Raw genomic sequence first — 12,336 nt, forward strand, 5'->3', positions numbered from 1 at the left:
AAAATGCAGCTGGCGGCAGTGGCAGGTGCGTTTTTGCTCAAGCTCATAAGGCTCACCTGACCTTCAGACAATACAAACTTAAGGGGCTGCACGTCTTCAGACAACCGCCCGAACGGGCGGTTGTGGCCTGCCTGATGCCGGCATTAAGGTGGCGGTATGGGTCGTAGTCCGGCCCACGTTTATGGTAGTGAACCGTTCGCAAAGGAGAGTCGCGATGAAAGCCGCTTTGTTCAGGAACTCACTCTGTGCTGGAGGCGTGGCTATAGGCGTCCTAATCGCGACGTTGCCCGAGGTCGCTCTCGGTCAGGCCAGGTACTCCGCGCAGGATGCGATAGAGGAAGTCATGGTTACTGCCCGGAAAAGGGAAGAGGGGCTACAGGACGCGCCGATCTCGATAACGGCGGTTACCGGTGACGGTCTGGAGTACCGCGGTGTAGATAAAATAGACGGGCTCGCTGATTTCACCCCGAACCTGACATTTCAGAGCAATCCGGGGGACGGTGGTTCCAGTGCTTCCGCAGCAATTTATATTCGCGGTGTTGGTCAAAGTGACTTTGCCCCTACCGTGGAGCCGGGCGTCGGGCTTTATGTGGACGGTGTTTATATTGCTCGTTCGGTGGGAGCTGTTCTGGATCTGGTAGATGTTGAGCGAATAGAGGTACTGCGGGGACCACAGGGAACGCTCTTTGGCCGAAACACTATCGGCGGTGCGATTAGTGTGACCACTAAGAAACCTGATGAGATATTTTCCGGCTATGTCGATGTGACAGCCGGGACCGACGACCGACATGATATAAAGTTGTCGATGAATGTACCCCTGGGCGAAACCCTGTTCTCCAGAGTGAGCCTGGCGTCCTTTAACCGCGACGGGTATGTCATACGCTCGGCGGATGGTCGCGACCTCGGTGACGACGATACCTTGAGCGGACACCTTGCGTTCCGCTGGCTGGCCAACGAAAATCTCGAACTCAATCTTTCCGTCGAAGGTTCCAGAGACCGGGAAAATGGCGCGGCCTTGGTAGTGACCGATATTCTTGGTCCGGAGGATCCCGGTTATATGGCATCCTTCATGGCGCTTAATAATGTTCTGGCTACAGGCGATCCTGTGAGCTGCTTTTCCGCCGAGAATCTTAATAACCCGGCCTGTTATAACAGCCGGTTTATCGGCGCTGGCGATATGAGGAATGACGGTACGGCGCCGCACTTCTCCGATGTTGATTTATGGGGAGTGACGCTTACAGTCGACTGGATGGTTGGCGCCCTGTCGCTGAAGTCCATCACAGCTTATCGCGATCTCGACTCCACCTTTGCCCGCGATGGTGACGACTCACCGTTGCTTATCGGTAACCTCTACGATGAGCTGGAACAGGACCAATTTACCCAGGAATTTCAGCTACTCGGCGACCTGTTTGACAGCAGGCTGGAATGGATTCTGGGAGCATTTTATCTTTCGGAAAATGCCAATAATCTTAATCTACTTGAGTTTACTCCGGCAGATTTCAAAAGTGGCGGAGAAGTGGAAAGTGAATCCCTGGCAGTATTCGGGCAGGTCGATTATGCGTTAACGGATCAATTGAGCCTGACGCTGGGATTGCGCTATACCAAGGACGAGAAAACCTTTATCCCCGATCAGGTGATCGAGCGGGTCAATGTACCGTCCTTCATCTTTCCGTTCCCGGCAGGTACCCCCATCCTGCCAGCCGTTGAGGCGACCAACAAAATCAACGAAGTGACTCCCATGGTAAATCTATCCTATCAATGGAGCGAGCAATTGATGGCCTACGCTTCCTATTCGGAGGGTTTTAAATCCGGTGGTTTCACTCAGCGCGTATTCCCGCCTGAGCCTACCATTCCGGCTTTCGATCCGGAGTTTGTCGAGGTGTATGAGCTTGGCTTCAAGTTTTCGGCACCGGGGAACCGCCTGCGCATAAACGGCGCTTTGTTCCACACACAGTATGATGATATGCAGATTTTCATCACCAATACGACGCGGGTCGGCCCCTTTATCGAGAATGCCGGTGAAGCCGAGATTAACGGGGGGAGCTGGAGATCTCTGCGATTCCGGCGGCCGGCTGGTTGCTTGAGGCGGGCGTCGGCTACCTGGATCCCCAATTCAAGAAGCTGGAGCCCGGTGCGGCCATCACACTGGACAACAAGTTTGCCAGGATCTCCGAATGGACTCTTAATGGCGCTGTCTCCAAAGACATTAACCTCCAGGGTGGGGGAGCGCTGGTGCCGCGCATTGACTGGTCCTACCGCTCGGCTTTCTTTAACAATGCACAGAACACACCGCAGCTGGAGCAGGATGGATATCATTTAGTCAACACGAACGTGACTTGGCATTCGCCTGATGAGCGTTATCGCGTTGCTTTGGGTATAAAAAACCTTACTGATAAAAAGTATATGATCACTGGATTTTATCAGCCAAATTTTGGTAACTTTGAGTCCCTTTACGCCCGTGAGCGCGAATGGTATTTGTCACTCCGCTATAATTTTTAGCGCGAGTATAGCCCGAGCGACAGAGTGTGACACTTTAATACAGCCAATAGCTGGTCCAGGATGAAAGGCGAGATGACGATGAATGACCTGAAGGGAAAAGTTGCGGTTGTCACAGGGGCCAGTCAAGGGATAGGTCGCGCCATCGCTGCCAAACTATCCTCTCGCGGTGCTCAACTCGTACTTGTTGATCTACATCGCGCCGATGACACTGCCGCAATGCTAACCCAACCCTCCATGACTATCGAGGCTGATGTATCCAGTCTTGAAGAGTGGCTACGACTTGCCAACGATGTAGGTGCACAGTTTGGTCGGGCAGATATTGTGGTCAACAATGCCGGAATCTATCCAATGGCAACCATTGATGATCTGGACGCCGATCTATGGGATAAAACCATGGCTATCAATCTGAATGCGCATTTCTACAGTGCGAAGGCCTTTGTTCCACTGATGCGACGTCACCAATGGGGGCGTTTTATCAACGTTTCGTCCAATTCAATTGGGGTTCCCGTGACCGGATTGAGTCACTATATGGCCAGCAAGATGGGAGTTATTGGCTTTGTTAGAGGGTTGGCAAACGATGTCGCCGAAGACGGCATCACTGTCAATGCCATACTGCCAGCAATTACCAATACGCCAGGAACTTCGGCCTTTCCTGATGACTTCAAGGCCCATATCTGGCAGGGGCAAGCTATCAAGCGCCTCGCTGAGCCAGAGGATATCGCTGCGCCGGTTGCGTTCTTGGCGAGTGACGATTCAGCATTTATTACCGGCCAGGCGATTGTGATCGATGGTGGTCAGTACAAGATTTCGTGAGTAATTCAGCCGGCGACCTAAGATCTGGGCCCTGGGTGCAGGGTAGTGGGCTTGCCATCCGTGGCGGCTGCGCTCCGGTGTAGGCTGCCGCCCAGATATCAGCTGTGACCGAGGTAGGAGTGAAATACGCCCTGCGGGTCGTAGTCTGCACGCAGTTTTTCAAGGCGGTTCCAGTTGGCGGAGGAGTAACACTGCCGATATCGTTGCGGGTTTCCCCTGCCCTCAACCTCGTTGACATAGTGGCCCGTCGCATACGGGTCCATTTTTGGAATTGCGCCCCGCAACCAATCGAAATTGCTCCGGTCGTTCTCCTCGCCGTCCCAGATTGCGTAGCAGCCTACGTAACAGTCTCCGAGTCCGGAAAAACACGCATCCGCGCGGCGCGCCAGCTTCATGCCCCATACCGCCAGGATATGGCAGTCTTTTGCCGGCGCGTCGCGGACATGCTCCGCAAGCGCCACCAGCACGTCACTGCCACGGTCGGTGAATACATTGTCAACAGCGTACCGCGCCATACGCCCGGCAGAGTCCTCCAGACTGAAATAAGCCGCGTAGAGGTCACCAAAGTCGTAGGATTGAAACTCCATGTGTTGGACCGCCAGCTCTCGCAGGGGAGAATCTGCGAACAGACGCAGGATTTTTTCCGCGGCTGCTTCCGACTCCTCGAAGGCGAACGCGGTCAGAAAAAATATTTTCCTCTCACGCGGGGGGAGTTCAGCCGGCGCATGCGGGTTTTCCATCAGCACACCCAGAACCTCCACTCTTTCGTGAACACCCGGTGTTTTCCTGATCTTGTCCAGAATCTTCACCGCCTCCTGCAGATCATCGAGGCGGAATATGTAGGAACTCGCCAACACAGCGTCAGGATGCGGGTACAGGCTGAGGTCGAGCCGGGTAACAACCCCGAAAAAGCCGGGCCCAACGCCCCTGACAGTCCAGTACAGATCCGGGTTTTGGGTAGCTGAGACCTCCAGGATCTCTCCTTCGGCGGTGATAACCTCCGCACCGACGATTGAAAACGTCGAAACGCCTCCGTGCTGGGGATAGTTCCAGCCTATTCCTCCTCCCATGAGGAATCCGCTCATGCCGACAGAATCACAGTGGGGGACCGGGAAACTGAAGCCTTTTTTCTGTGCCGCATAAAGCAGTTGCGAGCTTCGTACACCGGGTTCGATGGAGGCGATGCCATTGTGTGCGTCGATGCGGATCTCAGTCAGGGCAGACAGGTCAATCACCAGACTGTCGTCCCGAAGAGAACTGCCCGTGGAATTATGCCCCCCGCTTCTCACGGAAACCTTCATGCCATTGCGGCGGGCGTAGGCGATAGCGGCCCTGACATCCTCGCGATCCGTGGCACGGACGATGACAGCCGGATACCTGTCGGGCTTCGAGTCATGCCATACCATGGACTGACGCCAGAGCTCATAGTTGTCACTTCCTCTGCCGATCACCCTGCCTTTGAAATCGGGGACGGTGATATCCGCTCCTCCCAGGACATCTTCGCTGACAGCGGCCCGCGCGGAACGTAGCGAACCGATCGCACCCAGGGCGGTCATGGCGAGGAAATCCCTTACGAGACTGCGGCGAGATTGCGGGTAGTCATTCATTGTAGATCTGTCCTTCTACAGGTTTGGCTCATTCGGTGCCCAGACCGGCATAGAATTTCACGATGTATTCAATGTCCTCATCGCTGAGTTCGCGTGCCATTCTGGACATGTTCGGCGCGAGCCTGTCTCCGGAGCGAAACGCTTTCAATTGTGTTTCGAGATAGGCTGCTTTCTGCCCTCTCAGATTCGGGTAGGAGGGCGCCTTGCCTATGCCGTCCGCACCGTGGCAGGCGACACAGGTCTGGAGCTTTTCCCGGGCTGCGGGCCGGCATCACTGGCCTGTACGATGACGCTCGATAATGGCAATAGCGCCCCGGTTAGCCCCATGATCGCGAAAACCAGTTTTTTCATTGAACTTCCTCAAACCAGTAAATACTGGTCCCACTGCTGTTTAGCCAATGATTCGCTCCCGCTGTTAACGGAAGCCCAACAGCTGTCGGGGATTTTGGCGCCCGCGCTGCTTGCCTGATCCGGAGACTATCTTCACCGGCACATCCACTGCTAACCTTTTTGCGCAGGGCCAGCCCGAAACCGCAGCGGATTGCAATTTGGGGTTCAATTGAGCACTATCACATAATGGTCGTGGACTGCGACACAGGATGGAAACATCTAATGAGTAGCCTTGTTGAACACAGACCGGACGGAGCGTTCCGGAACAGTCGGCCGGTTTTCCGGACCAAGGATCCGGACAGGATCGGCGAGTACATGTCCGGCGTATTCAGGCCCAACCGCAGCGCGATGGTCAACGGTGCGAGCAGCGCCGATTTCTGTCACCGGAAAGTGGACTTTGCCTCCTCCTCCATCAACCTCGTCCGCTATGGCAGAAAAGCTGTCGTGGAAGCACCACCGATAAACGACACGTATCTTTGCGTGATAACAGTAGATGGCTCGGCGGAAGTAACCCAGGGCAGGGATGCATTCGCGGCCCGCTCCGGCTCCCTTTTTATTCTCAACCCCACGCAGTCACTGCGTGCCGAGCTGTCGAGTGACTTCGAGCAGCTCACGTTGAAACTACCCGCAGTGTTGCTCAACAGGGTATTAGCCGAGTCCGCGGGACGAAGTCGGCCCCGGCCGGTCGAATTCGCGTCCAGCAGCTTCCGGCTCCAGGGTCGTGTGGCCAGCATGTGGAACCTGATCAGCGCGGCATCCCATGACATGCTACGCAAGGATTCTGCTTTTGTTGTACCCGAAATAAGCGCCAGTCTCGAACGTACCCTCGCCCAGATGCTCCTGTCAGTATTTCCGCACAATTACAGCCCTCATTTACAACAGAAGCCGGAAAGCGCCGCCCCCTGCTACATTCGCAAGGCAGAAGAGTTCATCCACGAGAACGCGCGAGGAGTTATTGCTTTGGCCGACATCGCGCTCGCCTGCAATATCAGCGAACGTTCCCTTCAAGCAGGCTTCCGAAAATTCAGGAACACATCACCCATGGCGTATTTGAGGAATTGCCGATTGTCACTGGCACGCGAGCAAATCGAGGCCGGGGCGGAAGATATGACTCAAATTACGGATATTGCGCTTGACTGTGGTTTTACGCATTTGAGCAAATTTTCCCGCCATTACTTTCAGCGCTTCGGTGAGTTGCCGTCGCAAACACTCAGAAGGGGGCAGGGGCTTGCCTGTTGGCGCTGAGGTCGACTTCCCACGCCACGTATTCCGTGGCGCACCGTACTGACACTGCCGTGTGGTTGATCGAGGGATTTTTGTTGGGGTGAACGTTGGTAGATACTGAGATCTCCCCTTAACTTATTGCAATTAAAGGTTTTACGTGTGGCGTGTGGTACCGGAGACATGTTGCTGTGCTGTAAGCCGCCCGCGGATGGGCAGGGGGTAGGTCCCCGGTCCTGGGTGCTCCGGGCGACTGTGGACGGTCGGCGGACGGACATAGGGAAGGGGCCCTACCCTGAGGTAACACTCGCCAAAGCGCGGGAAAGAGCTCGGGAGGCTAAGGACAAGATCCGCCAGGGGATTGACCCCGTGACCGAGCGCAAGACGCAGAAGTCTGCCCTGATTGCTGAGCAGGCTAAGGCCGTCACCTTCAGCGACGTGGCGAAGGAGTACATCGCCAAGAAGTCTCACGAGTTCAAAAGCGCGAAGCAAGTCTACAAACTGACCCAGCAACTCAAGACCTACGCCTACCCAACGCTTGGGCGCATGGTGGTGGCGGACATAGAGCGAGCTCACATCGTTAAGCTGTTGGAACCCATCTGGACCACCAAACATGAAACTGCCAGCCGGGTCCGGCTGCACACAGAGCGCGTGTTAGATCTCGCCGGGGTTAAGGGGCTGAGAAATGGCGACAACCCGGCCCGATTGAAAGGCAATCTCGACTTAACCTTCTCTGCTGGACACAAGGTGGCCAAGCGGAAACACCACAACGCGCTCTCCGTGGATGACATGCCAGACTTCTGGCTCAGCTTGAAAGCTCAGGACACCCGGGGGCCAGCATCTTACAGGTCCTTATCCTGACAGCGGCCCGTTTGGGGGAGGCGAGAGATGCCCGCTGGAATGAGATCGACTTGAAAGCCAAGCTGTGGACTATTCCGGGCGATCGGATGAAGGGCGGCAAACTCATAAGGTGCCGCTGACCGAAGAAGCTGTGAAGCTGCTGGGATCCCTGCCGCGCATGAACGATTACGTTTTTCCCGGCCCACGCGCTGGTAAGCCGATTTCAGACGTTGCGGTAAGCAAGGTGCCCAAGGCGCTTGGGCATGACGTGACCGCGCACGGGTTCCGCGCCACATTCCGGACGTGGGCCCAAGAACACGCAAGCTACGCCGAGGAAGTACCGGAACTTGCCCTGGCTCACGTCAGCAGCGACCGTACCCGCACCGCCTACGCGCGAGGGGAGCTGATTGATAAACGGCGTGAGCTGATGGACGACTGGGAACACTTTATCCTGCATGGCCATGAGGAGCGCGGTGGCAAGGTGGTCAGCGTCGGAGGACGGAAGTGATGGACATAGCCAAAATTCGCCATCTGTTGGACCGATCTGCCCGATTTCGCATCCAGCGGGCGATGTGCTGTCGAGTTCTCGGACCCGCTCTTTTGATGAGTCACCAAACTCTACATGGAGTGTCGACCCAAAAAAAGCTCTGTTCGCCTGATCGAAAGCTACCACAAAGACAGTTCTGGCAAGCTGCCACACCAGGCTTCCCGGACTGAGACCATTTCGCCATTCTGGGAGTATGACAATCTCTCCCTCACCGCCGCCCTGCTTTATAAGTCACAGATTTATAGGCATTAATAAGCAGTATAGATGTGGTTACCAACAAAACACCTACATGCGGCGCGGCCTATGGCGGCCATACTCCAGCCATACACCACTGAATAGACACAAGCCATCACACCCACAGAGGGCCAGCACCCTCAGTCGATATTCTCAAAGTCCCTGAAGTCGTAGACTCTGCCGGTCTGTTCCCCTGGTGCATTTGGATGCCTTCGATGCCCGCTACCTCAGAGAAAATGGCCGAGATGCTGAGCACCAATCCGGTTGTGTTGCGTCGCCCCTTGGGGTTGTTACGGGATCAGGGCTATGTGCGCTCCGTGAAAGGCCATAACGGACGTCGAAGAAGATCCGCTTGAGGAGAAACTGGTGACGAAAAAAGAGCAATGCAAATAAGTTCCTATATTCTGGGCGCTAGCGCATCGCTCTCATAAGGGACTTCCCCATAGTTGAGCATTGCTTTAGCAAATCTGTTAGATAATTCAAGCAGTTCATCAGCACCTTTAGGCCAATGCCCTGTGGTTTCTATATACCTATTCTTTGTCGCCTGATCTTGGTCGGAAAGATCATTCCCAAGTTCTTTGGGAGTTATCCCGACCCGCTCCATCTCTTGAATAAGGATTGGAGCGTCAATGCATTGCGTAGCGTGCACTGTCAGCATCGACAACTGAATCGTGTCAAGGATTTCGTAAACAGTGGCGTCCTCTTCCAACGCCTTGACAATATGCATTTCAATGCCACCCGAGTATAGGTGATTTACGCTGGCATCTAGTGCAATGTAGATCAATTCGCAGGTCTTTCGATTGAGATTGCCTGATTCGAAAGGTGTCTGATGAAATTCCAAGTAGGCATTCAAGTATTCAGTCGAGTAGGAAAGTAATCCCTCATGAAATTCGTGCTAGTAGCCGCGCTTTTCTACTACCTTCTCTCGAAGTAATTTCTTTTATTCTGGGCTGTATGCTTCGTTATTGAAATTCATTAGAAGGACCAAAGGTATTTATGGAAAGATCAGGTACGAGTATATACGCAAACGAGCAACATACGTGGTGAGGACATGCAGGATTTCTGCAACTCAAGTTCGTACTTACACACACAGTCGTACAGCCTCATAGCGTAATACTTCGCGCTAGCTAGCTGCCGGTGATTTTCAGTCCAGTTGTCCAAGAATCTGTGCTTAAGCAGCGCATTTATTCCGCTCAATTTCCTGTAACTTTCCAGGGTTGAGCGATACCGGTCCGGTTGCATCCCAGTTTCGGATTTGACCAGGCCAGCGTCTAGGATATAGGCGCTTTGCTCTTTCATAAACCGCTTTTCGATGCGTCAGTTTCTCAAGATATTCGCCACGGTGCCGACTGCCCGGCGTGACGAAGTTGATGCCACTGAGCAAGTGCTGCTCGTTATAGGCATGCTCGAACGCCAGCATCCATTCACGAACCGCCCGCAGCGAATCAAAGCCCTTGACTGGCTATCTGGGACAGTACTTTACCGTCTTGAACAAGGACTCCTAATACGGGTTGTCATTGCTCACCCGGGGACGGCTGTAGGACAGACGATCTTGCGACTGTAGATGTCCAGGATCAGGTACAGATACCAGTGCTGGCCGCGGACCACAGAAGGATAGCAACTGATATCCCAACTCCAGACCTGGTTCGGCCCGGTGGCGGTAAAGCTGGTAGGCTCCGGCACTCTTCTGGTCGGTTGCATGCGCCCACGGTGGTTCAACTGCCGGTGTTTCTTTAGGACCCGGTAGAACGAGGACTCCGACGCCAGATAAACACCCTGATCAGCCAGCAGCGGCACGATCTGCGACGGCGGCAGGCTCTGGTGTTTCGGCAAGTTGTAGGTGCTAACGATCGCGGCTTCCTTTTCTGTGGTTAATTGATGGGGTTGCTCGACTCGATTCGCTTCAGCGCGTTGATCCTGAGAGACCGAACCATCAGTTTCGCGCCAGCGCTTCAAGGTGCGCTGACTCAGATCCATCAGTTCCGCCGCCTTGTAGCGCGTCGCACCGCCGGCTATGGCCTCATCAAAGTACTGCAAGAGCCTAATACGCGCGGTCAACGAGGTCAGTTGTCCTCGTTGTCCGGATCTTCGCCGTACAAGGCCTCCAGCTTTTTTGACAGCACCAGCAGGGAGGTAGTCTCCCCCAAGGCGCGGTCCTTACGACGAACTTCCGCCTTCAGTTTCTTGATGGTTTTCCGGGATTCCCGCTGCTGCTTCTGGGCGGCTTTCTCCTGGCCTTCCTGCATGACAGCGCCCTGAAGGCAGGCTTCCTTCCAGCGCTGCACCTGCTCTGGATACAGGCCTTTCTCGGGGTAGTAAGCCCCGAGTTCGGCTTCAGACATGGCGGCGGTTTCAATCACAACAGCCAGCTTGGCTTCCGAAGACCAATGCTCTCCGATATTACGGTTACCCGGTACAGGTATTCCCTTTTGTCGACACTGTTTCAACCAACTATACAGAGTCACATCGGAAATGCCTTCCTCCGCTGACACCGACACCACGGTGCGGTTCAACGGGGGTAACAGCTTCTTCAGCACTGCGGCCTTACGTTCTTCGGAATACCGAGGCATGAAAGCTCTCATACCGCCCACTCTGGAGTGAATTCAGGCAAAATCGCCAACTGTACAACCAGGCTGACAGAGTGGGCATGCTCTAAATGAAGGTGTAATCCCCCCATTTCTAACCACCCATTTGAGTAGAGGGTTATGCTGCCTGTAGCAGCCGGGCCGGAGGTATCCCTCCTATAGCTGTATTGGGTCGCTCGTTATTGTATTCCCATAGCCACTGTGTCGCTAATAGCTGGGCATGGGCAACGCTGCTGAACTCATGCAGATCCAGCCATTCATGTCGCGCGGTCCGGTTGAAACGCTCCACATAAGCATTCTGAGTTGGCTTGCCCGGCTGGATATAGATCAGCGTTATCCGGTTCTTGTTCGCCCACGCTACCAGCGACTGCGAGATATATTCCGGCCCATTGTCACAGCGAAGTGCCGCTGGCTTTCCACGCCATTCAATGATCTGTTCCAGTGCGCGAATCACGCGTGAGGCAGGTAACGACAAGTCTACTTCAATCCCCAGACCTTCACGGTTGTAATCGTCAATCACGTTGAACGTGCGAAAGCTCTTGCCGCTGACGAGCTGATCACTCATGAAGTCCATGGACCAGACCTGGTTCGGCGCAGTCGGAACATCCAGTTCGCCTGGATAATCCCGCTTGATCCGCCGCTTGGGCTTGATGCGCAGGTTTAGCTCGAGCTGTCGGTAGAGGCGGTAGACCCGCTTGTGATTCCACGGGTAGCCCTTCACGTTGCGCAGATACAGGAAGCACAGCCCGAAGCCCCAGCGCTTGTGGGTTTGCGTCAGCTTTAGCAGCCATTCGGCAATCAGGGCATTCTCGCCATCCAGCTTTGCCTGATAGCGATAACAGGTCTCGCTAATGCCGTACACCACACACGCCAGCCGGACACTGATGCCATGTTTGGCCACGCCTTTCCTGGCCATCTCCCGGCGTTGAGATGGCCTTACAACTTTCCCTCGAGGGCTTCCTGGCGCAATTCGGCCTTGATCCGCTCTTCGGCATACATCTTCTTCAGGCGAGCATTCTCGGCTTCCAGCTCCTTCAACCGCTTCATGAGCGGCGCGTCCATCCCACCAAACTTTGCGCGCCACTGATAGATCAGTGCCGTGCTGACGTTGTGCTCGCGGGCCAGATCCGCGACCGGAACGCCCGCTTCGTGCTGCTTCAAAACCGCCAGTATCTGGCTGTCGGAAAATCGAGACTTCTTCATGCATCGCTCCTTCTGCGATCATTATAAAAGCCTCTACTCAAAATCTCGATTATTTTCTGGGGGATTACAAAGGTATGGAAGATTATCGATAACTTGGATAACTTGGCTCGAGGTCAGATAATGAAACGTTATCGGAATACAGACTTAGACAACACTAAACGCTGTTACATGACTATCTGGGATAGCTGCAAAGGGCATGAACACTCAACTACTGAGTCTTCAAATAATATAAAAGAACGTCCGTACAGTTATTTATTTTTCTGGGTGTACTGTCGGTGAGATAGCCCATCTGTATGCGTATCGAGGATGGAAGTAATTACTTCCTCAATGCTGTCTGGCCGCTAACATAGCGCTATTGGGGCATAAAACATTGAATATGTCATCACGCCTGTTTCCT

At 54.3% G+C, this 12,336-nt stretch carries 9 protein-coding genes and 2 pseudogenes; 6 read left to right on the top strand and 5 right to left on the bottom strand.

Annotated features, from left to right (window positions below):
• The first annotated feature begins 214 nt into the window (after nucleotides 1-214).
• Together G3T16_RS16780 and G3T16_RS16785 are read left to right on the top strand one after the other, a co-directional pair.
• The gene (locus G3T16_RS16780; RefSeq protein ID WP_163496235.1) at nucleotides 215-2,320 is read left to right on the top strand and encodes a TonB-dependent receptor; all 2,106 of its coding nucleotides are present in this window, start codon (nucleotides 215-217) and stop codon (nucleotides 2,318-2,320) included.
• 257 nt (nucleotides 2,321-2,577) lie between these two features.
• Entirely contained in the window at nucleotides 2,578-3,312 is a 735-nt protein-coding gene (locus G3T16_RS16785) for an SDR family NAD(P)-dependent oxidoreductase (protein WP_163496236.1), read from the top strand.
• A gap of 98 nt (nucleotides 3,313-3,410) precedes the next feature.
• On the opposite strand, the gene G3T16_RS16790 is transcribed toward G3T16_RS16785, so the two are convergent.
• Complete coding sequence (locus G3T16_RS16790) at nucleotides 3,411-4,919, bottom strand: FAD-binding oxidoreductase (RefSeq protein WP_163496237.1); 1,509 nt, start codon at nucleotides 4,917-4,919, stop codon at nucleotides 3,411-3,413.
• Nucleotides 4,920-4,947: 28 nt separating this feature from the next.
• A pseudogene (locus tag G3T16_RS23190) lies at nucleotides 4,948-5,151 on the bottom strand (c-type cytochrome); the annotation flags it as partial.
• A gap of 380 nt (nucleotides 5,152-5,531) precedes the next feature.
• Here G3T16_RS23190 and G3T16_RS16800 point away from each other — a divergent pair.
• From G3T16_RS16800 to G3T16_RS16820, 4 genes are all read left to right on the top strand, one after another.
• Nucleotides 5,532-6,554 carry an AraC family transcriptional regulator gene (locus G3T16_RS16800; protein WP_163496238.1) on the top strand — a complete coding sequence of 341 codons (1,023 nt, stop codon included), beginning with the start codon at nucleotides 5,532-5,534 and terminating at the stop codon, nucleotides 6,552-6,554.
• A 159-nt stretch (nucleotides 6,555-6,713) separates the two neighbouring features.
• Nucleotides 6,714-7,391: a tyrosine-type recombinase/integrase gene (locus G3T16_RS16805; protein ID WP_269473239.1), complete on the top strand. Its 678-nt coding sequence runs from the start codon at nucleotides 6,714-6,716 to the stop codon at nucleotides 7,389-7,391.
• 109 nt (nucleotides 7,392-7,500) lie between these two features.
• Nucleotides 7,501-7,878: a tyrosine-type recombinase/integrase gene (locus G3T16_RS16815; protein ID WP_163496240.1), complete on the top strand. Its 378-nt coding sequence runs from the start codon at nucleotides 7,501-7,503 to the stop codon at nucleotides 7,876-7,878.
• Nucleotides 7,879-8,366: 488 nt separating this feature from the next.
• Entirely contained in the window at nucleotides 8,367-8,507 is a 141-nt protein-coding gene (locus G3T16_RS16820; protein WP_408610711.1) for an Rrf2 family transcriptional regulator, read from the top strand.
• Nucleotides 8,508-8,548: 41 nt separating this feature from the next.
• On the opposite strand, the gene G3T16_RS16825 is transcribed toward G3T16_RS16820, so the two are convergent.
• The 3 genes and pseudogenes from G3T16_RS16825 to G3T16_RS16835 all read right to left on the bottom strand — a co-directional run bounded on the left by G3T16_RS16825 (nucleotide 8,549) and on the right by G3T16_RS16835 (nucleotide 11,939).
• Nucleotides 8,549-9,004 carry a carboxymuconolactone decarboxylase family protein gene (locus tag G3T16_RS16825; RefSeq protein WP_269473240.1) on the bottom strand — a complete coding sequence of 152 codons (456 nt, stop codon included), beginning with the start codon at nucleotides 9,002-9,004 and terminating at the stop codon, nucleotides 8,549-8,551.
• 318 nt (nucleotides 9,005-9,322) lie between these two features.
• Nucleotides 9,323-10,721 (bottom strand): annotated as a pseudogene (locus G3T16_RS16830) (integrase core domain-containing protein).
• A 133-nt stretch (nucleotides 10,722-10,854) separates the two neighbouring features.
• Nucleotides 10,855-11,939, bottom strand: a protein-coding gene (locus G3T16_RS16835; RefSeq protein ID WP_163494008.1) for an IS3 family transposase whose coding sequence is annotated in 2 segments (ribosomal slippage) — nucleotides 10,855-11,678 and nucleotides 11,678-11,939 — 1,086 coding nt in all. Because the reading frame shifts where the segments join, the coding sequence is not laid out codon by codon here.
• Nucleotides 11,940-12,336 lie beyond the last annotated feature (397 nt).

Origin of the sequence: Kineobactrum salinum (genome assembly GCF_010669285.1) — a bacterium.
Taxonomy (GTDB): Bacteria; Pseudomonadota; Gammaproteobacteria; order Pseudomonadales; family Halieaceae; genus Kineobactrum; species Kineobactrum salinum.